General features: G+C 46.0%; 24 protein-coding genes and 3 pseudogenes. 23 read left to right on the forward strand and 4 right to left on the reverse strand.

Features of this window, described 5'->3' with window-relative positions:
* Window positions 1–127: 127 nt before the first annotated feature.
* Both K331_RS0125670 and K331_RS0125675 read right to left on the reverse strand, forming a co-directional pair.
* The gene (locus tag K331_RS0125670; protein WP_028592498.1) at window positions 128–829 is read right to left on the reverse strand and encodes an ABC transporter permease; all 702 of its coding nucleotides are present in this window, start codon (window positions 827–829) and stop codon (window positions 128–130) included.
* Window positions 826–1,779 (reverse strand): ABC transporter ATP-binding protein, encoded by a 954-nt coding sequence (locus K331_RS0125675; protein WP_028592499.1) that lies wholly within the window; start codon window positions 1,777–1,779, stop codon window positions 826–828. Before K331_RS0125675 ends, K331_RS0125670 begins: the two co-directional genes overlap by 4 nt.
* A gap of 144 nt (window positions 1,780–1,923) precedes the next feature.
* On the opposite strand from K331_RS0125675, the gene K331_RS0125680 reads away from it, so the two are divergent.
* The 21 genes and pseudogenes from K331_RS0125680 (at window position 1,924) to K331_RS0125770 (ending at window position 15,693) form a co-directional block, all read left to right on the forward strand.
* Window positions 1,924–2,598 (forward strand): response regulator transcription factor, encoded by a 675-nt coding sequence (locus K331_RS0125680; RefSeq protein ID WP_028592500.1) that lies wholly within the window; start codon window positions 1,924–1,926, stop codon window positions 2,596–2,598.
* A gap of 14 nt (window positions 2,599–2,612) precedes the next feature.
* Window positions 2,613–3,683 carry a HAMP domain-containing sensor histidine kinase gene (locus K331_RS0125685; RefSeq protein WP_028592501.1) on the forward strand — a complete coding sequence of 357 codons (1,071 nt, stop codon included), beginning with the start codon at window positions 2,613–2,615 and terminating at the stop codon, window positions 3,681–3,683.
* Between the two features lie 230 nt (window positions 3,684–3,913).
* A complete protein-coding gene (locus K331_RS0125690; protein WP_028592502.1) occupies window positions 3,914–4,357 on the forward strand; it encodes a hypothetical protein in 444 nt (147 codons plus the stop codon).
* A gap of 199 nt (window positions 4,358–4,556) precedes the next feature.
* Complete coding sequence (locus K331_RS0125695) at window positions 4,557–4,829, forward strand: hypothetical protein (protein WP_028592503.1); 273 nt, start codon at window positions 4,557–4,559, stop codon at window positions 4,827–4,829.
* A 45-nt stretch (window positions 4,830–4,874) separates the two neighbouring features.
* Window positions 4,875–5,543: a helix-turn-helix transcriptional regulator gene (locus tag K331_RS30590; RefSeq protein WP_051290045.1), complete on the forward strand. Its 669-nt coding sequence runs from the start codon at window positions 4,875–4,877 to the stop codon at window positions 5,541–5,543.
* A 160-nt stretch (window positions 5,544–5,703) separates the two neighbouring features.
* Window positions 5,704–6,240, forward strand: a complete 537-nt coding sequence (locus K331_RS31255; RefSeq protein WP_051290046.1) for an ABC transporter substrate-binding protein — start codon at window positions 5,704–5,706, stop codon at window positions 6,238–6,240.
* Window positions 6,241–6,244: 4 nt separating this feature from the next.
* Window positions 6,245–6,685, forward strand: coding sequence for an ABC transporter substrate-binding protein (locus K331_RS31260; RefSeq protein WP_169718402.1), 441 nt, complete (start codon window positions 6,245–6,247; stop codon window positions 6,683–6,685).
* Window positions 6,682–8,571, forward strand: coding sequence for an iron ABC transporter permease (locus tag K331_RS32060; protein WP_051290048.1), 1,890 nt, complete (start codon window positions 6,682–6,684; stop codon window positions 8,569–8,571). The genes K331_RS31260 and K331_RS32060 overlap by 4 nt, the downstream gene beginning before the upstream one ends.
* On the forward strand, window positions 8,547–8,705 hold the full coding sequence (locus K331_RS33200; RefSeq protein ID WP_169718403.1) for an iron chelate uptake ABC transporter family permease subunit: 159 nt from the start codon (window positions 8,547–8,549) through the stop codon (window positions 8,703–8,705). Before K331_RS32060 ends, K331_RS33200 begins: the two co-directional genes overlap by 25 nt.
* A 187-nt stretch (window positions 8,706–8,892) precedes the next feature.
* Window positions 8,893–9,771 (forward strand): EamA family transporter RarD, encoded by an 879-nt coding sequence (gene rarD / locus K331_RS0125720; RefSeq protein ID WP_028592504.1) that lies wholly within the window; start codon window positions 8,893–8,895, stop codon window positions 9,769–9,771.
* Window positions 9,772–9,843: 72 nt separating this feature from the next.
* Window positions 9,844–10,117 (forward strand): annotated as a pseudogene (locus tag K331_RS33250) (hypothetical protein); the annotation flags it as partial.
* A 31-nt stretch (window positions 10,118–10,148) separates the two neighbouring features.
* Window positions 10,149–10,679, forward strand: coding sequence for a GNAT family N-acetyltransferase (locus K331_RS0125725; RefSeq protein ID WP_318842598.1), 531 nt, complete (start codon window positions 10,149–10,151; stop codon window positions 10,677–10,679).
* Window positions 10,680–11,115: 436 nt separating this feature from the next.
* Window positions 11,116–11,646 carry a hypothetical protein gene (locus K331_RS0125735; RefSeq protein WP_028592507.1) on the forward strand — a complete coding sequence of 177 codons (531 nt, stop codon included), beginning with the start codon at window positions 11,116–11,118 and terminating at the stop codon, window positions 11,644–11,646.
* Window positions 11,647–11,820: 174 nt separating this feature from the next.
* Complete coding sequence (locus tag K331_RS0125740) at window positions 11,821–12,399, forward strand: histidine phosphatase family protein (RefSeq protein WP_028592508.1); 579 nt, start codon at window positions 11,821–11,823, stop codon at window positions 12,397–12,399.
* Window positions 12,400–12,528: 129 nt separating this feature from the next.
* Window positions 12,529–12,978 (forward strand): GNAT family N-acetyltransferase, encoded by a 450-nt coding sequence (locus K331_RS0125745; protein ID WP_028592509.1) that lies wholly within the window; start codon window positions 12,529–12,531, stop codon window positions 12,976–12,978.
* Window positions 12,979–13,058: 80 nt separating this feature from the next.
* Window positions 13,059–13,190: pseudogene (locus tag K331_RS32870) on the forward strand (GNAT family N-acetyltransferase); the annotation flags it as partial.
* A gap of 49 nt (window positions 13,191–13,239) precedes the next feature.
* Entirely contained in the window at window positions 13,240–13,413 is a 174-nt protein-coding gene (locus K331_RS0125750; RefSeq protein WP_156897725.1) for a histidine phosphatase family protein, read from the forward strand.
* Window positions 13,414–13,614: 201 nt separating this feature from the next.
* Window positions 13,615–13,905, forward strand: coding sequence for a hypothetical protein (locus K331_RS0125755; protein WP_226383694.1), 291 nt, complete (start codon window positions 13,615–13,617; stop codon window positions 13,903–13,905).
* A gap of 43 nt (window positions 13,906–13,948) precedes the next feature.
* Window positions 13,949–14,812 carry a class I SAM-dependent methyltransferase gene (locus tag K331_RS0125760; protein ID WP_028592512.1) on the forward strand — a complete coding sequence of 288 codons (864 nt, stop codon included), beginning with the start codon at window positions 13,949–13,951 and terminating at the stop codon, window positions 14,810–14,812.
* Between the two features lie 37 nt (window positions 14,813–14,849).
* On the forward strand, window positions 14,850–15,263 hold the full coding sequence (locus K331_RS0125765) for a GNAT family N-acetyltransferase (protein WP_028592513.1): 414 nt from the start codon (window positions 14,850–14,852) through the stop codon (window positions 15,261–15,263).
* Between the two features lie 118 nt (window positions 15,264–15,381).
* A complete protein-coding gene (locus tag K331_RS0125770; protein ID WP_028592514.1) occupies window positions 15,382–15,693 on the forward strand; it encodes a hypothetical protein in 312 nt (103 codons plus the stop codon).
* Between the two features lie 321 nt (window positions 15,694–16,014).
* Here K331_RS0125770 and K331_RS0125775 read toward each other — a convergent pair whose 3' ends face one another.
* Window positions 16,015–18,459: a polyprenyl synthetase family protein gene (locus K331_RS0125775; protein ID WP_028592515.1), complete on the reverse strand. Its 2,445-nt coding sequence runs from the start codon at window positions 18,457–18,459 to the stop codon at window positions 16,015–16,017.
* A 350-nt stretch (window positions 18,460–18,809) separates the two neighbouring features.
* On the reverse strand, window positions 18,810–19,493 hold the full coding sequence (locus K331_RS32550) for an LptM family lipoprotein (RefSeq protein WP_211237361.1): 684 nt from the start codon (window positions 19,491–19,493) through the stop codon (window positions 18,810–18,812).
* 269 nt (window positions 19,494–19,762) lie between these two features.
* Between K331_RS32550 and K331_RS0125785 the strand changes: the two genes are divergently transcribed.
* Together K331_RS0125785 and K331_RS0125790 are read left to right on the forward strand one after the other, a co-directional pair.
* A complete protein-coding gene (locus K331_RS0125785; protein WP_028592516.1) occupies window positions 19,763–20,260 on the forward strand; it encodes a hypothetical protein in 498 nt (165 codons plus the stop codon).
* An 84-nt stretch (window positions 20,261–20,344) separates the two neighbouring features.
* Window positions 20,345–20,695, forward strand: a pseudogene (locus K331_RS0125790) (immunity protein Imm33 domain-containing protein); the annotation flags it as partial.
* Window positions 20,696–20,919 lie beyond the last annotated feature (224 nt).

Genomic DNA, 20,919 nt, shown 5'->3' on the forward strand with positions numbered 1-20,919 from the left:
TCCAGATTATTGCTGATGTGACCCCAATCCTTAGGCAATATGAGGTAGAAGGATACGATGCCATTAATATTGAAATGTATATGAATGCGTCGATACCGGGAGGCTATATTTTTCCAAAGCAGGGCTGTTACTTATGCTCGGCAAATCGCCACCAAGCCACTGTTCCGGCGAACCCTGCTATCCCTGTGGCAGCCAGTATCACCATACTGATCAAGCCGAGCTCTGAACCGGTTAGCAGCAGAACTGGAATCGTCCAAGGAAAATAAGGTCCGTAGCCTAACTGCACAACCACATTCGAGACGATCACGATGACAAAGATGACTCCGATCGGAGCGAGGTAGCCTCGGGTGAGATTGGCGATTAACGCGCTCGTTGTGCTGATGAGCATAATCAGCAGGGAAGCGGCCATGAACGGCCAGAAAAAATGCAAAATAGTGGATACGGAGTCTCCGTTGACGCCCATCAGGAAACCTGCGCCTGTGATTACCGAAAAAGTGAAAACAGCCATTCCTGTATTCCACATCGCGATGGCGATAAATTTAGCCAATACCGTATAGGTCTTGGGGACCGGCTTAACAAGGATGTCCTTGATGGTATTGTTGGTGTACTCCACTCCAAACACCCAAGCGGAGGTGAAGGCGAATCCTACGACCAGCAAGGAGCCTATGGAGCCGAGCAGATCTGCGAAGTAGGCTTCCCAATGGGCTGCGGAACTGTTGAATACAGCAATCATCAAGGGCAATGCTGTAAAGGCTCCAAGCATGACCCAAAAGACGACAGACCGCCATATTTTAAGAGCTTCGTTGTGAATGAGAGAGAGGAGCTTCATGCTTGCTTCCTCCCTTCTGTACGGATCATGCGCAAGAAATAACCTTCCAGATCTTCCGTAACGACGCTCAGGTGAGTCGGCGGCTGGCCCATTCGTGCCAACAGTTCTGCCAGCCTCTCCGGCTGCGCTATCGCGCGGCCTTCTGCCAAGACCAAGCGCCCGTCAGCGGCTTCTTCATAGCTGTACCCATGCTCTGTGAGAATACGCATCAGGGCAACGCGATTGCGCCCGTCCAGGATTAAACTTTTTTGCAGGGAATGCTCCAGTTGGTTCACTTTCATGTCCTGGATGAGTTGCCCTTTGTGCATGATGCTTATACGGTCCACCAGCTTGGATAATTCTTCTAACAGGTGGCTGGAAATGAGGATGGTGATGCCACGATTGCGCGACAAGTCGAGCAGCAGCTCCCGGATTTCGACGACACTGGCCGGGTCAAGCCCGTTGATCGGCTCGTCCAGAATCAATACCTCCGGGTTGTGGAGCATAGCCTTTGCCAATCCTAGCCGTTGCTTGTTTCCCAGGGAAAGCTTCTTGGCCTGCTTGTCCTGATGGGCGCCCAGGTTAAGCTGCTGGATGACGCGAGCAATGCAATTGCGGTCGGAGAGCAGATGCATTCTGCGGGCAATGTCCAGGTTTTCCGTGACGGTAAGTTCTGGATAAAAGGTTGCCTCCTCCAAATAGCCAACCTTTTCCCATAGCTTGTAATTGCCAGCGTCAACCTTGCTCCCCAGCATGTGGATGCTGCCGGATGATGGTCTCAGCAGGGACAGGAGCATTTTGATGGTCGTGGTCTTGCCGGCTCCGTTCAGTCCAAGGAATCCGACAACTTCTCCCCGGTTCACCTCCAATGAAAGATTGTGCACGGCCGGGTAATCGCCAAAGTTTTTGCTGACATTCTCAAGATGGATGGCGTTGGCACTGCCCATTTTGCCAGTTTTGCTTGTTGTCATTTCATAACCTCTCTTTATAATGGGATAAGCAGAACTTTAATCGCTGAATATCAACTGAACCTCAAGCGATGCGGCAAATCGGGGTTGATGTTCGGTTTACTTTGGGACAGTATAATCATGTTGCGCTGGAGGGAGGAGTGCACAGTGTTCGATATTCTTGTGGTCGAAGATGATGCCAATACGCAAAAGCTGCTATGTGCTGTGCTCAAGCATGGAGGCTTTAATGCCCATCCGGTTAAAAACGGCCTTGAAGCGCTGAGCAGGATGGAGGAGCAGCGATTTGACTTGATTGTGCTGGACCTGATGATGCCGGAGATGGACGGTTATCAATTATGCAAGGAATTGCGCAGCGCTGGGGACCATATCCCGATTCTGATGGTCACGGCTGCGCATGAAATCACGGATAAGCATCACGGCTTCCTTGCTGGCACGGATGATTATATGACGAAGCCGTTCGACGAGCAGGAGCTACTGCTTCGCATCAAGGCGCTGCTGCGCAGGGCGCAGATTGTCAGTGAACACAAGCTCATGCTGGGAGATACTACGTTGGATTACAGCGCTCTAACGGTTACGAGAGGAGAGGTGCAGACTCATCTGCCTCAAAAGGAGTTTTATTTGCTGTTTAAGCTGATGAGCTATCCCGACAGAATTTTTACCCGCATGCATTTAATGGAGGAAATTTGGGGGCTGGAAACGGAGATCGACAGCCATACCCTGAATGTCCATATCAATCGATTGCGTGACAAATTCAAGGACAATCCTGATTTTGAGATTGTGACGGTGCGCGGGTTGGGGTACAAGATCGTGAAGCGTGGGTGAAGGGGATGAAGAGGATGCCAAGAAGGCGAAGGATATTTCCACAAAAAATCAGTCTGGCGTTTTCCTTGGTGGCGTTGGTGTTTGTAGTCATGGTGCTATCTATTGGTTCGGCAGGCTTGCTTGCTTTTTTACTTTATCGGGCAGGCCTGCTTGACATGAGTAACCCTGAGCCCATTCGCGGGGTGTATGTGTTGTTATATATCAGCATTTTTCTGGGTGTGGTCATTGCCGCGCTGTTGAGCAGGCGCTCGGTGAGACCGATCCGGGATATGATGGAAGCCACCGACAAGGTGGCGAAAGGAGATTTTTCCGCTGAGGTGAGAGCGAAGGGCAGTATTGTTTTTGAACTGGATGCGCTGGCGGCGAGCTTTAACACAATGGTGCAGGAGCTGAGGGGGATTGAAACGTTGCGCAGCGATTTCGTGCGAAATTTCTCTCATGAATTCAAGACCCCTATAGCCTCTATCAGCGGCTTCGCCAAATTGTTGAAGAAGGGCGGCCTCAGTGAGGAGGACAAACAGGACTACTTGGACAGCATTATCCAGGAATCTGAACGATTGGTCGGCTTGTCGACCAGTATTCTCAACTTGTCCAAGGTAGAGAATATTGAAATTGTGAGCGAAAAGTCCGCCTACCGCTTGGACGAGCAAGTCAGGCTGGCGATTCTGATGCTGGAGCCGAAATGGAATACCCGCAACCTCAATTTGGAGCTTGCTTTGGACGACGAGATCGAAATATGCAGCAATAAAAATTTGATTCAGCAGGTGTGGATAAATTTGTTGGATAATGCGATCAAGCATTCGAACAGCGGCGGGACGCTAAAGGTTGGCTTATGGCAATGCGGAGGAGATGCGGTGTTTCGGCTTGAGGACCAAGGAGGCGGGATGAGCAAAGAGACGATGCGGCGGATGTTTGACAAATTTTATCAAGGCGATGCTTCTCGTACAACGGCGGGGAACGGACTCGGATTAACGCTGGTAAAGCGTATTGTCGATTTGTGCGAAGGATCGATTGAAGTAGAAAGTGAGCTTAATCGAGGTTCAATTTTTACGATCAGGCTCCCTTTGGGGCCAAAGCGAAATTGAAGCTAATTGAAGGATAAACCTACTACAAGAGAAGACGTAATTAAAGAAAATTTACCACAAAAACTTCACAAAAAAATTACCATTCACTAAGAATTATTCCGTTATACTGGCGACTGCATGTAAAGACTGTGGGCATTATTTTTTCTTTGAAATTAGTTGCACCTCAAAAAGTGAACCAAAACAAATAAGTAATAGAGTAAGGATATAGTGATTGATGGGGGGCGTTAAGAATGCCAAATAAACTTTGGATATTTCCACCTTATGAAAAAGACAAAGTATCAATTATTTCTGTAATAGAACGTGTTGAAAAGCAAGCCAGATACATTAGACAGTCTGGGCCGCCAGGACGTTTCGCCATCATAGATTTCGAAATTGAGCCTTATGATGGAGGAATCGTCTTTGAAAATGAGGCACGACTACAGGAGGATTTGAGAGATAATATGGATTGGGAATTAGCATTCCCTATGGTTATATGTTCCATTTTTGATGGTGTGAAAAAGTTTGTTCAGTATAGGTACGATGACAGTAATCTGGCCATAGGAAATTTCAAATTCAAACTAAAGAGACTTGATATACATCCATATGACAGTAAATTAACGGATTTTGGAATAGCAACTGCTATAGGTTTGAACGAGGTCTTTATCCGTCAGAAACTGCCCAACCAGAATGATTAAGATCAAGGAGGACTAGGCGTGATAGGGCTGTGTAAGAGTAAGTTGCTCTAAGAAGCCAGATCATTTTCCTAAGAACATCCTGGTGCATAAACATATGCCCTCGAAAATGCTTCTGAGTAGGCTAAAATACTCCTGCATCGTTCCTGCTTGTAATCTATAATGAGAATAATACTCATATAGATATCGAGGAAGTGGCTTAATGCAGCACGAATTCAAATTAACCCGCATGCACGAATATATGGATCATTTATCGTTGGGGCTTGAGAGAAAGCTGTCTCGTTCCAGTTGGGGACAAAAACTGATCCTTCCGAATGAACTTGGAAATGGTACGATTCATCGCATGGTCATTCGTCCTGGGATGGAAGTTTTACTGGAGCGTTTAAGTCTGCATCAAAATCTGAGATTGAGCATCGACCAAGAGTGCCAGGTTTTGGGGTTAGTTTATCGCCTAAGCGGCGAAAGCTACTGTTAATGGAATAATGCCGTTTGTACGAATTTATCTGGTCCGGAGAGTACGGTGTTCTTTACCCATCACACCAAAGTCTATTTGGAGATAAGCTCAGCGATCCAGAACAATGCGATTAAGATTCGAATGAGTCCGGGTATATTGGATGCGTATTTTGCCGACGGGGAAGAGAATTGCAAACTGCGGCAGATGCTGAATACATATAAAAACACGATTCGCGGCCAAGCCATTTCACCGGCTGTTCAAGCGATTTTGCAGGCGATGTGGACGTGTGAATATGACGGGGCGCTAAAGCGATTGTTTATGGAAAGTAAGGTGCTCGAATTAGTCACCCTCTTTATTCATGAGCTGCCGACATATGATCAGCTGAGCAAAGAATTAACGACACTCCACCGCAGTGACTTGGAGAAGCTGCATAACGTTCGCAGGGTGATCGTCGAGCACTTGGATCACCCTCTGTCCATTCAGGAGTTGGCGAAAATAGCGGGAATGGGCACAACCAAGCTAAAAGCAGGCTTCCGCACGGTATTTGATAAAACGATCTTTGAATATGTACGCGAACAAAGAATGCAAAGAGCAGCATGGCTGCTGGAGACGAATCGGATGAGGGTGTGCGATGTGGCCATGGTCGTTGGTTATAGCAACCCGAGCCAATTCGCTGCCGCCTTCAGAAAACAATACGGTTGCAATCCAAGTCAGTATGGGCAGCATCTTGAATGATAAAAACGGAATCCTTTACAATCGAAACGGATATGCATCATCATCTGGTGTATATCCGTTTTTGCCGTCCTTAATAGGTGGCTGAGCGTCTTTCTCGGGTAGAGCTGAGCTATGAATGTATGTGATAATCATTATCATTCATAGAGAGGGGCGCATAAGGATGGTAGTTAGACAAGGATTTATCTTTACAGTTATTGCTTTGGTTATCGTGATGTTGACCGGCTGTTCCGAGAATCGGCAGCCAGTGTCCAACATGGATGAGGCTCGTATATTCAAGCATCCGTTAGGCGAAGTAAGGTTGACCGACACGCCAAAAAGAATCGTGGCATTGGATTTCAATTATACGGAAGATCTGCTGGCGCTGGGAATTACGCCGGTAGGTGTGGCAGATATTGATTCCCCGACAGGCTTTAACACCTTGGTGAATATACAGCCTGCTTTGGGACCCGAGGTTGTGGATGTCGGTGGCCGGCAGGGGCCTAATCTCGAAATCATTGCCGAGCTTCAGCCGGATCTCATTTTGACCAATGTGTACTTTGTTCAAAAGAACTATGAGAAGCTAAATGCCATTGCGCCGACCATGGTCTTCGATCCCTATCCACCGGAAGGGAAGGAGCAGTACGATGAAATGACGAAGACTTTCCGTGTGATTGCAGATATGGTAGGCAAAGAGGCTGAAGCGGAGAAGCAGCTTTGAGGATTTGCAAAAGGTGTATGATGAGGCCAAAGGGAAGCTGGAAGCGGCGAATCAAGCGGGAGCGAATGTTGTATTTGCCCAAATGACACCTGGTCAATCAGGTCCTTCCGTATGGTTGTTCACTGGTAATTCACAAGGTGCGCGAATCATGAAAGAAATCGGATTACATCATGTCTATCGGCCTGACATTTTTGAACAACGAGGCGTGACGGTGACAACGGTAGAAGCGTTAATGGATTACGAGGATGCTTCCTTGATTTATTTAAACATGGACAGCACAGGCGGATTGCAGGATCAACTGAAAGCCAATGCGTTGTGGAACGAATTGGAGTTCGTCAAACAGCAGCGTGTCTATGCGATAGATCAACGGATGTGGGCGTATGGTGGACCGATCAGCGCGAAGGGACTTGTCAGTGAGGTTGTGAAGGCGTTGGCCGGGCAATGAAAATGAATGGGAAGGCGGTCAGCGTGATAGGAGGAAGCGCCCTGCTTCTGGTGCTGCTCTTGTTGCTTCATCTAATGCAGGGACAAGTAGATATCAGCGTATCTGATCTGGTGCATTCTCTTCTGGATGCGCAGGGGTCAATCGTTGATCAGGCTATATGGGGGCTGCGTCTGCCGCGGGCAGTTGCGGGCATACTCTGTGGAGCTGCATTGGCGACTAGCGGTGTGCTGCTGCAGACGGTGCTACGCAATCCGCTCGCATCTGCAAGCACGCTCGGCATTAATGCGGGAGCTTACTTGGCAGTCGTTGCAGGAACGGTATGGAGTCCCTTTCTGCTTCACCAGTTTTCATTTGTCTTTGCACTTGCTGGCGGTATTCTGGCGGCTGGCATGGCTTATGTGCTGGTCGGGGGGCATCAAGCTCCACCGATTCGCCTGGTGCTGTCAGGCTTAATTGTCACCTTGTTGCTATCTTCGCTAACGAGTATGATGCAAATTTTGTATTTGGAAGATGCCAGCCACCTGTTCCTCTGGGGTTCGGGTTCCTTGATGCAGAACAATTGGCACGGCCTTCAGCTTGCATGGCACTGGATGGTCATTGGGCTAGCACTTGTTTTTCTTTCTGGCAAATCCCTTGATCTGTTGACACTTGGGGAGGAGTCAGCAACTTCCCTGGGCCAGCGGATGGTGTGGACGAAGGTAGCGATGTCCGGAATCGCCATTACACTTGCCGCGCTCAGTGTGAGCCTCGCTGGTCCCATTGGGTATATTGGTCTGCTCGCACCGCATATCATTCGATTGACCGGCATTCGGCGGCATCGTTTGTTGATTCCTGCAAGCGCGATGCTGGGAGCTGGACTTTTGCTCGTTGCCGATTTGCTGATCTCTATGTTTCAGGCGACTTACGGCACGCTTCCTGTTGGGGCTGTGACGGCATTGCTTGGCGGCGGTTGGTTGGTCGTATTCGCGCTGCGCACGCACAAGAAGCGTCAAGGAATTGGTGGATTCGCCGGGATGCCCTCGATGTCTTCGGTTTCCAGCTTCAGAGCTAACAAAGCGCGAATGCTTACGGCCTATCTCCTGCTGGACTTGGCCTTGCTCGGCGTTACCCTATATGGTTGCTTGCGTTCAGGACATTCCATGCTGACCATGGAACAGTTAATCCAGACCTTATTAGGCTATGGGGAAGCATCGCATCATTATCTGGTGTGGCAATTACGTATGCCGCGTATGGCTGCCGCCTGGCTTGGCGGTGCGGCGCTGGCGGTAGCCGGCTTATTGATTCAGAGTGCCGTGCGCAACCCGATGGCCGATCCATCAGTCGTGGGGGTTACATCCGGCGCAGGTGCGGGGGTATTGGCCCTGTTGGTTATATGGCCTTATGCGCCGGGGGCTGATGGGGTTATGCGCATTTGCTGGGGTGGTTATTATCTCCATCGTTATATTTGCAGCCGCCTGGCGCAGCGGTCTAGAACCCGGAACGTTGCTTCTGGCGGGGATCAGCATATCCGCAGTAAGTACAGCCGTCATTCAAATCCTGGTGCTGCAGACGACAAGCTTTACGGCTGCTCTCATCTGGCTTGCGGGCAGTACTCTTCCATTAGTCATCGTTTTTGTTCTTGTCGTCCCAATCGCCTGGTGGTTGGGAAAGCGCGTGGAATTATTGTCCTTTACCGACGAGGTTGCGACAGGAGTCGGACAGCGCATCAAGTAGGATCGACTGCTGACGGCAAGCCTGGGACTATTATTGGCGGCGATCGTTGTAGCCACCGTAGGCACCGTTGGCTTTATCGGATTGCTGGCTCCGCATGCGGCAAGACTGTTTACAGGAACGGCTCAATCGTAGAACGATGGGGCTCTCTATGCTCATCGGCGCCTTGCTGCTGACAACAGCCGATGTTGTGGGACGTTTGGTTGCTGTGCCGAAAGAAGTCCCATCGGGATTGATGGTGTCGCTGATTGGGGCGCCATATCTGCTTTATCTGCTGTATCGAAACGGCCGTAGAGTCGGTTCATTGTAGGCCAGATTTATTGGTGTAGGAGTAAAGAACTGGATGAATGATCTATGCTTTTGAAGCAAGAAAGACCGCAATTTATTAAATTTTACGAGGACCAAGTCCTAATCTGGAACTTATATGGTAATGTAAAAGAGTATATGCACAACGCATAATACGTTCAGACATCGGAACGGGAAGAAGGAATTTGATTATGAATAACGGGTTAGTTAACGCTATTATCGCTTATATCATGTGGGGGGTTCTCCCGCTTTACTGGAAGTTGTTTAATGAGGTGCCAGCAGGCGAGATTCTATCACATCGGGTTGTCTGGTCGTTTGTCTTCATGGGTGTTCTCGTCGCCATTCAGCGCCGCTGGAGTGACATGAAGCGAATTGTGACGAGTCGCTCGCTCCTGCTATCCCTCGCCGCCAGCGGACTGCTGATCGCTGCTAATTGGCTCATCTTCATCTGGGCTGTCAATAACAACCACGTCGTTGAGACAAGCCTTGGCTATTATCTGAACCCGTTGCTGAATGTGTTGCTAGCGGTCGTCTTCCTTCGTGAGAAGCCCAATCGTGGTCAATGGATCGCGATTGCCGTCGCTGGCGCCGCGGTGCTCATTATCGCAATTGACTACGGACGGTTCCCGTGGGTTGCGATCACACTGGCTGCGTCATTTGGCTTGTACGGCCTCGCGAAAAAGAAAATTGTTCAGGACGCTTCTGTAGGCTTGCTGTCAGAGACAGCTGTAGTTCTGCCTGTTGCGCTCGGATACTGGGTCTATTTGGCCTCCACAGGAAAGGCGACGGCATGGACGCTGCCTCCGTCCATGTTCATCGAATTACTCCTTTCAGGTGTAGTAACGGCGCTGCCGCTGCTCTTTTTTGCCCGAGCGGCCGCTCGCATGCCGTTATCCACGCTCGGCTTCGTGCAATACATCGGGCCAACGATCATGCTATTACTGAGCGTATTTGTGTTCAAGGAATCGGTTTCGTCTGTCCTGCTCATCGGCTTTGCACTCATTTGGACAGCACTTGTAATATACGCTGCCGCATCGGTTCGCGGCACAAAGCTCGCTAAGGCGAGCTGATCGCAAGGAAGTTCCAATAAAGTGCATTTGAATAATTTATGTACCGAAGCAATATATGTTGGATGTTAATGCAAGTTAGCCGTGGGCAAGGCTATTTCTCAGCGTCCGAAAGAGGTTTGCTCCCGTGAAGCCTTCGGTTATTTGGGAGCGCGATGCGGTCGTCTCGGGGGAAGACAGGGGCTGCGTGCCCACTTTCATCGAGCGCAATACATGTCTGCGCCATAGCGATTCTATGCCGGATCGTCCTTGCCCATGGAGATCGCCTTTGGGCTGGAGAACCCCTCGCGAATCCTTTTCTGAGGAACTGTCGCACTTAGCCTGGCAATTCGTTAAATGTAAAAAATAAACGCTAGGAAAATAAACGCTAGGGAGGATCTATGATGCCTATTGAGACATCTAGATTAATCATTCGTGACCTCGTCATCGAGGATTGGAGAGATGTGCATTCATATGCGTCTAATCCTGAAGTAACTGAATTTATGCTTTGGGGACCAAACAACGAAGCCGAAACAAAATCATATGTGAACCAACAACTTGAAAAGCAACGAACAAATGACCGAACCGATTTTGAATTCGCCGTAATACTGAAAGATACCAATCAATTCATAGGTGGATGCGGAATGTATATTAAAGAGCTAAACGCTGAAATCGGTTATTGCTTTCATCCAGATTACTGGGGAAATGGGTATGCAAGTGAGGCATCAAAAGCGCTTTTAAAGTTGGCATTTGAAAAATTCAAAGTGCATAGAGTGTATGCAACATGTCGTCCTGGTAATATTGGTTCAGCGAAGGTGTTAACTAAAATTGGAATGAAAAAAGAAGGCCATTTAAGAGAACATATATGGGCTAAAGGGAAGTTTCATGATTCCTATTTATTTTCGATATTAGAGAGTGATTATAAAGCGTGATATGCAATCAGTTACAATATCCAAACAGGAGCTTCTATCCATGAAAGCTTATATAAGATATCCTCTAAATATGAAGTTAATGATTAGCATGTCAATTCTGGCTGTATTATGCATGTTCAATGTGTATACAGCTACTAACAGGACCTATAAGTTTCTTTTTTTAACAATTATTATGATCTGTCTGCTTATTAATATCATAGCTGCTGCAAGGAGATTTCTTAAACCCAGACTATTATTTCACCATAGTGAAGTTTTGATTATTAATCATAATCAAATAGCAGCTAACGATATAAGGCGGATCTATATTCAAAGCGATTGCTTAATCGGAATAATGGGCAAAGAACAATAACATTGAGCTCAGCCATACAACATTTTTGAAATGGCTCTAAGGAAAGGAAAGTTATAAGTGATTGTGGCATATATAGGAGGGTGAGCAATGTTAGATCATCAAGAAATTTTGCCAATTATAAGAAGATTCGAAGAGAATGAGTTAGCGTATTCACTAGGTGGAAGTGGGATGTTATATTATTTAGGTTTAACCGATGCAGTAAATGATTGGGACTTAATAGTTGATTGTCCGAAGAATCTATTGCTTAAAGCTATAGACGGATATGATTGGATAGAGCTGGAAAGTGGAGACTACCCTTTTGCGAGTAAATACAGAATACATATTACTTCGTTAAGAATAGATATCATTGGTGGTTTTGCTTTTCATACTGGAAGCGAGCTCATTCAGTTACCTGTATCTCATGTTGTAAATAGATCATGGAGTGGAATAAAGGTATCCAGCCCTGAAATCTGGTATGTAGCCTATCATTTGATGGGAAGAGTAGAAAAATCCAATTTAATCTTAAATCACCTACAGGCATATAGAGACATTGTGGATAAACATTTAATAAGAAACTTGTTGAGGAATAAGGGGCTGAATCCTGAGATTCGAGAAGAACTTAGTAATTTGGTTCAATAATGCTGCCAATAAGTCGGGAATCCTCGGGTGTTCTTGGTCTGTTGGAGGTTCGATTTATCGAAAGCGCTTCATCATACTTTTTTTGCCAAAGATGGATTTGGTGAATACAATAGTATTAGACAAAAGACCGAGAGCATTCTAATAAACATAAAATGAAATGAAGGAGGAGAGAGTATGACATTGATCGGATTTGTAAGACATGGCGTAACCGATTGGAACTATGAATACAGAGCACAGGGACACACGGATATACCTTTAAATGATGAGGGACGAAGACAAGCTGAATTGCTAGCTAAGAGGATGGAGAACGAGGAGTGGGATTACATCTATTCAAGTGACTTATCACGAGCGCTCGAAACAGCACAAATGATGGGAAGAATTAAGAACATTGAAGTAAAAACCGACCCGCGATTAAGAGAAATGAACGGTGGACTGATTGAGGGAACCACTGAACAAGAAAGAGTTAATAAGTGGGGTTACGGCTGGTCTAAGCTAGATCTCGGCATAGAACCAAACGATGAGATCGTCGCAAGAGGAATGAAATGCATCATGGATATTTGTGAAAGACATCCCGACAAAAAAGTATTGATCATAAGTCATGCAGCCCTAATCGGACGGACCTTGAAGAAACTAATTCCGCATGTGGATACAGAGGTTCATCTCGACAATACATCGGTAACCATTTTAAATAAATCGCAAGTTAGATGGGATTGTGCACTATACAATTGTACTATTCACTTAACCGCCAAATAACATGAAACATATCCGAGAAGGTAATCCATCGACTAACTTTACATTTACATAGAAGGCTATCGTCACTTGGTCAATAGATTGGGGCAGTTGCCAAAAGGATTAATTTCAAGAAAAGAGGCATAACAAGATATGATAACAGGTAGAGTCAGGGAAATTCAAACGAATGATTATCATGATATTTATTTGCTGAATCAAGACTTCAATCCTAATTTGGGGCTATTTTCCGAAGAGAGAGTAAAAGAGAAAATTGAAATTATATGTAACAGAACGCAAGATATCATTTTTGTGTATGAACACAACGACGAGGTAATAGGATATATTCATGGAAATCCCTATGAATTGCTATTTTCCGATTCGCTAATTAATATATTGGGGTTTGTCGTGAAAGAAAGATTCAGAAATCTTGGGATTGGTAGCAGGTTAATAGATCGTCTTGAAGAATGGGCGAAAGACAACGGGTATGCTGGAATAAAACTGCTATCTCATCCAAGTCGAAAAAGTGCCCACAGATTTTATGAAAATCGCGGGTATGTATTCACGAAGGACCAAATGAATTTTATAAAGAGCTGGAATGTATAATCACCATTCGATAACGGCTCAGTCGGGCAGAAGAATTTTGGGTTAGCAAGAGAGATCATTCATACCCGGTACGCGAGGTGTTGATAAAAGTAACAGAGAAACTAGGAATGAAGCTAGAAGGAAGACTTCGGAAATGCCGATTCTACAATGATGAATATTATGATTCAATCCGGATGGGAGTCTTAAGAGAAGAATGGGAGGACATGAAATAGAAAGTATTTGTTGGTGATACTAGGAGATTTCAAAAAAAGGATGAGAACTATGACGACCTTTTATCTTATTCGTCATGGTGAACCAGATTGGGAGATTAATGAGAGGTATAAGCTTAAGGGGCATGGCAGGGATCTAGTTCCTTTAACTCAACTTGGAATTCAGCAAGTCCAAAAGGCTTCCAAGGATGAAAGACTTCAGAATGCTCAATTAATACTTTCATGATAAAAGCACGAATAGATGGAGTCATTAATAAATATTTGAACTATGACCGCATGCACACATTATCGAATACAGGAATAGAGAGTAATCACGGGACATTCTGTGTACAGTAGCTTCTTGAGGTGAACAATAGGAATAAGAAAAAAATACAAACGCAAGATCATACGCTCCAATAGATTATTCTATTGGTATGTTGAACCGGATATGGATGACGAAGGGATCATCAAATTACATATTGTATCAGAGAATAAGAAGCTTCTAGTCACCTACGAGGTAGGACAGTATAGCATTAAGAACAAAACGCCCATCATTGTGATTATAGGAGAAGAATTTGTAGGCTGCGAGAAAGACTACATAGGGTGGAGGAGAGTATTAGCACCGACATGGAATGATGAAATAATCACTCCCAAGTTAATCGGTGAAATCATTGATTGGTGCCTACTGGAAGATAAAGAAATACAAATCGTTAACTGGGAGGGTGAAATCATAGGGTAGTTCTTAGATCAGCAATCCTTTTCAATTTCGAAGGAGGGTTAAGATGAGCAGTTCAAACAATATCGTTTCATGGTGGAACAGCATTGCAGACCTTGAAGAAAATGATGTGGATGACGAACTAATCAATAGAATGCTGCGTTGGAAAGAGATTAGGCACAACCTTGATGGTGTCAAGACAATATTAGACATCGGTGGAGCCACAGGGGCATTTTCAATTCCATTAGCAAGGGAGGGATTTGATGTTACACATGTGGATATTTCTCCGAATATGTTAGATGCTGCAAGAGAGCATGCGAAGGGATTAACAAACATTCATTTCATCGAAGCGGATGCCAGTGACCTGTTTATGTTTAAAGATAGACAATTTGATCTTGTGTTGAATATGGATGGCGCAATTTCTTTTTCTGGACATAAAGCGGGCAAGGTTATTAGTGAAAGCTGCCGAGTATCGAATGGAAAATTACTCATTACCGTCTCGAATAAATCGTGTATGATAGCTACTTGGATGAATTATAGCCTAAAGTCTTTCAATAAAATGTCTCCTGCGGTATACGAAATGTTTGAAAACGGATATTGGAGTAAAGAGCAATTTGAAGAGAATGCAGACATGTTATGCACAATCCCAATGTTTAAAGCCTACACTACAGACGAGCTTGAACATGAGCTGACAATGAATGGAATGAGCGTTACGTTTTCAAGGAGTATTGGAACTCTCTCTCATTTATTTCTTATGCATTTGCGGAATAGCGAATCCAAAATAAATCAATTGCGTGGCGAAATTTTAAATGAATTCATTGAATTATGTGACAGATATGATAAAGAAGTGATGCCTAATGGACCAGGGTCGTTTAGAAGATCGGGAATAATTGCTCTGGCAGAAATCAAGAAAGCTAAGGGATGTCTGTAATCAATACTCCACTACGAAGGAAATGGGAGACTCTGCGATGAGAATTGATTTTGCGATCGAATCAGATGATGAGTATATTTTGTTAAAAGACAAGCACATACATAAGTCGCTTATACGAACCAAAATCAATCAAAATGAAATTCTAATCATTAGAGATGCTGATCAAGCAATAGGGTGGATGAGATACGGATTTTTTTGGGACAACACGCCATTCATGAATATGATATGGATTGATGAGGAGTACAGAGGAGCGGGGATCGGTAAGAAAGTTGTCCAGTATTGGGAAGAGTTGATGAGCCAAAAAGGATTTGAGTTGGTTATGACCTCAACACAGTCCAATGAAGAAGCTCAACATTTTTATAGAAGACTTGGCTATAAAGATGCAGGTTGTTTACTGCTGGAGAATGAACCACTGGAAATAATACTGACCAAAAGTTTGACCAAGAATTGACGTTAGGTTAAATTACCTTTATTTGTATTTTTCGGTTCCAGTGGACAGGCAAAACGACTACTGGCTCTATTATCCGTGAGTTGCATACAAATTAACTAATAATGGGGAGGACTATTCAATGAGCGCAAGAGAAGATCAGGTAAAATGGAGAACAAGAGAAATTAAACGAGGTCTGGCAGGATTCCAAGAATTTTACTGCGTTAATGATGATCTGGTATATACGGATAGCTTCAATTCATTTAGTAATGATCTGTATATTTATAGGAACGAAGAGGATCGTTTTGTGTATCTTGTTGATAATGAAGATGGCTCTGAGCACAGGGTGACGCTTGAGAATCTGAAGAAGATCATTGAGAATATCGCCAGACGAGAGATCAATGATAAATATGAATTAGAAGAATTAGAGAAGTACTTCAACACGATAGACTAATGTGAAGTTGAAGTTTACATGTCTTGACGGATGACAGACCTGAGTGATGAGTGGGATGCCCAAACATGTGCCCTTCCATTCGATGAAAATCCAGCAGGGAACAGCATGCAACTGGTAGGAGGACGACAAACATAGATCAGCAACGCAACAAGTGGTCCAGCAAACGTAGAAGCAGCAACGCGCTAGGAGCCCATGGGTATCTGTCTCCATTGACTCCTATCGCGCTGCTGTTTTGTTTATTACGCTATGCAGGTACTTGTTCCCCTTCGAATTTGTCCATTATCCTATGACTGTCCGTTCGTGGACCTTACGAAGTACGTATTAATACTGACGATGAATAATAAATCCGGCCAAGTGCTTCAGGAAGGGTACCTGTCTTGGCAATTCGCGTAAGGCCTCCATTGCCAGGCAGTAGTGTTCCCACATCTCTTGTCTCGCACCGTCCAGCCCAAGGACAGATACGAAGGTGGAGCGCTGATTGTCCGTGTCCTGACCGACAGGCTTACCCAGCAAATCCCCATCTCCTTCTACATCCAGCAGATCGTCCTTGATCTGATAGGCAATTCCTGCATGGTAGGCGAAGGTCCGTAGAACCTCGATCTCAGCTTCCTCCACTTGTGCCAGGATAGCGGGCATGACGAGTGCAGCTTCAAAAGCAATCCCTGTCTTGTAAAAGCACAGTGTATTTAACTGCTCCAGCGTTAATTGTTCGCCCTTGGAGTGCAGGTCCAGGCTCTGACCCATACAGATATCCTGAGCTTTACGTGAGGAATAACGGATGAGCTGCAGCACAGGCTGTGCGCCAAAATGCTGTATACTTAAGGCCGCTTGTTCTTCTGTAGCCCGCTGCATCAGATAGATCCCGGTTAACTCGGCAGTGCCGCTGCCGTATAGCCGGTGCAGAGTAGGGCGCCCGCGACGGGTATCCGCATTGTCCTGTGAAGGCAGGTCGTCGAAGATCAGGGAGGCGGTGTGCATGTACTCCAGGGACCTGAGCAGCGGAGCTATCGCGGACGCATCCAATCCGTATTCGTGCACACCCATGACGGAAGCCAGAATGGGCCGCAGTAGCTTGCCATCCCCGTTCAGGCTGTAGTTCACGGTCTGCATCAAGAGCTCGGAGATAGGTGGCTCATCTGTAGACGAGGCCAACGGAAGCTTGCTGCGAATCTCTTCACGGGTCTGTTCTACTCTTTCCTGGAAGAGGTCCTGCTCCTCACGGTCGCGCTTCAACGACTCGACCATCTGGTCTCGCAGCAGCTTATCGAAGAAATCCACGTCGTCCGCACGGGAGACCAGCTCATGGACGTATTGGTGGAATTCAGCCGAGTCTGCGGTCCAGGGCTTCATCCACTCGTCATACTTGTCTGCACCGAGGCGCTCCTTGCGGCGTTTCAGACCGTTGATAGCCCGATCTAGGATAATCTCTCTCGTCTGCGGGTCTACTTTATATACCTTATGAATCAGATAGAAGATAACGGCCCAATACAGCTCATAGGGATTGATCAGATCCGGACGGGCTTCATGGTGCTGCAAATAATACGTATACGGTGTTACCGCACCTGCCGCCATGTCATCGAACGCATCCGCGAAATCGTCGGCCAATTGATTATAAAGACCATAATAGAAGGTGCGTAATTCGAAATCCTGATCCTCCGGTGCACTAAGGACAGAGCGCACAATTAATCTGGAGGAGGCTGCCTTAAGAATGATCGGAAGATATAGATCTTCATTGGAATAGTGAGCGTGTGACAGCTGCTTGATGCGATCCCGTTGCTGGGACTCAAAAAAAACATAGGCCTGCTCGAAGAACTTGATTCTCCGCTCCGGCTTCAGCTGCTGTCGGATATATTCGAATGCCTCGCTTAGCTCGGAGTGCACATAGCGGACCAGTTCAGCATTGGGGCCGTCCCATTGCTCAAGCTCAGGTACAGCTTCGGTCAATAATGCAGTGCGAATCATGTCTGAATAGCGTTCCTTCTCCGCCAGGCTCAGTACGGTAGAATCTAGCAAGTCATCAATAAATGGATAGGTGAGCCCATACGAGTAGCCGAGCCGGATCGCCTCATCCAGCCTGCGTGCTCGCTCCTCCGCCGGGGTGTTCTCGTCCAGTTCATCCAGCACATGCTGTACGACACCGATGATGATCTTGATCAGCTTCCGCTGGGCATGCTCTGCACTCAGTCCTTCCGGGATCATTACGGCCGCCCGCTTGATTTTATCCATGACCCAGATTACGGCGCGTTCGACGCCTTCCTTCTGTGACCAGCGATACAGCGACGTCCAACTCAGGTCGTTAGCGAAGCTGCCTGTCTGATCCTTTTCCGGTCGCAGCAGAGTTTTCTTGATATCCGCTACAGTAGCCTCGATTCTATGCTGGGTGCGGCTGTCTGTCAGATCCTTGCCCAGATCGCGCATGTACATGTACGAGACGCTTCGCTGCAGATATGCATCCAGCTTGCCCGCATGACGAAGCCACTGGATATACTCACGTGGCGAGCGTAATGAGGGCTTGGTGATCTGCGTCTTCAGGGTCTCGACTGTAGTAGTGATCGCTTTGCGACTCGGAAGGGACCAGTTAAGCCACCCGGAGCGTGACGAAGAACCATGCACATGATCGGGCTGCCACTCCTCAAAATCCTGCGTAAGTGCCTGAATATATTCTTTAGTCATCATCTGTTCATTCAATAATGTAAAGTAGTGCTTGGCTTGCTGTTCAGACTGCTGGTAGCATGCCTCTACTCGGTCCACAAATCCGTTGCTCATAGGTAATCCCTCTGTTTCTGTCATTAGTCACATTTCGTAGATGATTGAATAATACGCACGATCCAAGGGATCGGTTGCTAAATGTTGCAGATTCCCGATGGACTTCATGATCCTATATACATGCACATATTAAATTTACCGCTTAAATATCCTTATCATACTGAAAAGATTGCAGGAATGTGAATCATAATTTTATGAACGTGAGGATCTAAGCTTGGGGGGAGTAAATATAGAGAATTATGTAGATGAGGAATTATGTAGATGAGGATTATGTAGACGAGTACCGTGATCACTAGCATGTATGTATGCATGATTTACTGCACAAAAAAAAGCCCCGAAGGGCTTGGAGATTATTGCATTTTTTGGACTGTAGAGGTTGCCAACAGTATAGCATTGGTTGTCCCGCCGCCAACGTTGTCGAACGAGAAGCTTGAAATCGGTACACCACGCAAGGTCACATCGTCTCCATCCAGAATGTCGCCAGTTTCATTATTATAGATGCCAGTAATGGAGTTATCATTCTCGTCAATGATATGTATAAAGGCAATGGTTCCGTATGCGGATTCTTCCTCCGTAATCTCAAGAACATAACCACTTACAGTCACCATCGTGTCTAGATAAGGATTAATATTTTTGAAAAGATGCCTTGAAGACACGTTTTTGTCAACCAGCTTTGCAGCTTCTTTCTTGGCTTCAGCTGTAGTAGCTGGGAACAGATCGGCATGGGCTACAAGGAAATCATATGTTTTGGGATCGAGAGTCTCTCCATCAACGAGCGCGGCATTTAATTCGTTCATTAAATCAGCAGCCATAGTATCGCCTTGCGCTTGAGGCGCTGCTGGTTCCTCTGCAGCAGGCTCTTCAGCTACAGGCTCTTCGGCAGCTGTCTCTGCAACTGCTTGAGCTGCTGGCGCTTCCTGAGTCGGGGCTTGTGCTGGGGGCTGCTCTGAGCTGCCTGTCTCTGTCTTGCCTCCACATGCAGTGAGCACAGCAGATAACGCGAGAACAAGTGTGAATAAAGTAATCTTTTTCAAAGAACCTCTTCCTTCTTTGTATCCCATCGGATGGGGAATTGGCTAATTTTATACTGTCACTAATACAATAGGCCAAAAAGACTAGTTTGTAAATATTTGTCGTAAATTGTTTTTATATGACGGTAAAAGCATGCGTATTCTACTCACAGCCTTAGCACCTGCGCATTCCTCACGACAGCAGACAAAAATCCAGCTATAATAATAGTCAGAAAAATGTAGTCGAATAGGTTCCATATACCGTGCTGAAGATATGAGAGCGGGTGATTGTATTGAAAGTAAGGCTCGAATATGGCGAGAATATATTAGTGGCAGTTATATTTAGGGACAAATGGAGCTGGTATGTCACCGAGAAGGAGTATTGGTTCCTGGATCTAGTAAAATTGGAGCAGGCGTATTTGGCCAAAGGATACCAGTTGCCAGATCAGGAGAATTATGCGTACCGTTATCATATTGGTATATTAGATGAACACACTGCTGAACGTTTTTTAGATGAGATCCGTGATTTTCAGGTAAGTACAGTAGAATTGAGAGAATTATTACTACATACAGTTGAGATGGAATCAGATGTCGAAAGTCCTTTAGCGGACTACTTACCTGCTCTGCTCGTTCATTTTGATGAAAAATATCTAATATCTGCTTTTCCCGAGCCCGCTTCATTTGAATACTATGTGCCAGCTGGCTGGGTTGGAACGTATGAGAGCTTCCTAGATCGAGTCCCCAGTGTAGAGAGATACTGGATCACAAATAACAAAAACTACTTCCTCTGATGAATATTAAATTGGCATGCTAGTAGCTGCTCTATATGGAAAGTTGATCTGGTTAAGGTATGTACATGAAAGTGAGGGTCCAGCATGAAAGAAAAGGCAGCGACACCAGAGCAATTAAGCATCTGCCGTAAATATGGTGCGGAATACATGGAGAGTGAAGCCCATCTGAAGGTGGGCATTGCCTGGAATGTGAAGGAGGGGCTTGAGCCAATCCATGGTCTGCGTCTTCCACCAGAAGGAGATACGACCGGCTGGTATATATGGGCGGACGAATATTCGGATGCCGATGATTTTTTTGCACCGCTGCATGTAGTTCATATTGATGAATGGGACCCCAAGATCAGGAAGTATCTCGGTCTTGCGCCAGGATGGCGTTTTGTAATTGCGGAAGATTACGAGGATGTGTGGTTCGACGCGCAGTTGCTGAACCGGGATTAGGTTACAAAAGGGTGATGCATGGGCACGATAGTAACAGGTCTACCGATGATGCCAAGACCCTTGATGTAACGACTACGCTAGTCGACCTTATGTCCAAGAGGAGCTAGCTCCTCTCTATCTGATTACTGTAGTGTATTACCGCTGTAGTTAGCTGCTCTTGCAAAGGTGATGTCTACGTAACATACGAGTTCACCAGATTCATGATATGTGTGGTGGTTGGT

The organism is Paenibacillus massiliensis subsp. panacisoli DSM 21345 (genome assembly GCF_000426545.1).
Classification (GTDB): Bacteria; Bacillota; Bacilli; order Paenibacillales; family Paenibacillaceae; genus Paenibacillus; species Paenibacillus panacisoli.

Coding starts and splice junctions, on each gene's coding strand:
- K331_RS0125775 (WP_028592515.1), bottom strand. CDS start 18,459: ATGAGCAACGGATTTGTGGACCGAGTAGAGGCATGCTACCAGCAGTCT.
- K331_RS0125755 (WP_226383694.1), top strand. CDS start 13,615: ATGGATGACGAAGGGATCATCAAATTACATATTGTATCAGAGAATAAG.
- K331_RS0125765 (WP_028592513.1), top strand. CDS start 14,850: ATGAGAATTGATTTTGCGATCGAATCAGATGATGAGTATATTTTGTTA.
- K331_RS31255 (WP_051290046.1), top strand. CDS start 5,704: ATGGTAGTTAGACAAGGATTTATCTTTACAGTTATTGCTTTGGTTATC.
- K331_RS0125760 (WP_028592512.1), top strand. CDS start 13,949: ATGAGCAGTTCAAACAATATCGTTTCATGGTGGAACAGCATTGCAGAC.
- K331_RS0125725 (WP_318842598.1), top strand. CDS start 10,149: ATGATGCCTATTGAGACATCTAGATTAATCATTCGTGACCTCGTCATC.
- K331_RS0125675 (WP_028592499.1), bottom strand. CDS start 1,779: ATGACAACAAGCAAAACTGGCAAAATGGGCAGTGCCAACGCCATCCAT.
- K331_RS0125750 (WP_156897725.1), top strand. CDS start 13,240: ATGACGACCTTTTATCTTATTCGTCATGGTGAACCAGATTGGGAGATT.
- K331_RS0125740 (WP_028592508.1), top strand. CDS start 11,821: ATGACATTGATCGGATTTGTAAGACATGGCGTAACCGATTGGAACTAT.
- K331_RS0125670 (WP_028592498.1), bottom strand. CDS start 829: ATGAAGCTCCTCTCTCTCATTCACAACGAAGCTCTTAAAATATGGCGG.
- K331_RS0125685 (WP_028592501.1), top strand. CDS start 2,613: ATGCCAAGAAGGCGAAGGATATTTCCACAAAAAATCAGTCTGGCGTTT.
- K331_RS0125695 (WP_028592503.1), top strand. CDS start 4,557: ATGCAGCACGAATTCAAATTAACCCGCATGCACGAATATATGGATCAT.
- K331_RS0125735 (WP_028592507.1), top strand. CDS start 11,116: ATGTTAGATCATCAAGAAATTTTGCCAATTATAAGAAGATTCGAAGAG.
- K331_RS33200 (WP_169718403.1), top strand. CDS start 8,547: ATGCTCATCGGCGCCTTGCTGCTGACAACAGCCGATGTTGTGGGACGT.
- K331_RS32060 (WP_051290048.1), top strand. CDS start 6,682: ATGAAAATGAATGGGAAGGCGGTCAGCGTGATAGGAGGAAGCGCCCTG.
- rarD (WP_028592504.1), top strand. CDS start 8,893: ATGAATAACGGGTTAGTTAACGCTATTATCGCTTATATCATGTGGGGG.
- K331_RS0125690 (WP_028592502.1), top strand. CDS start 3,914: ATGCCAAATAAACTTTGGATATTTCCACCTTATGAAAAAGACAAAGTA.
- K331_RS0125745 (WP_028592509.1), top strand. CDS start 12,529: ATGATAACAGGTAGAGTCAGGGAAATTCAAACGAATGATTATCATGAT.
- K331_RS0125770 (WP_028592514.1), top strand. CDS start 15,382: ATGAGCGCAAGAGAAGATCAGGTAAAATGGAGAACAAGAGAAATTAAA.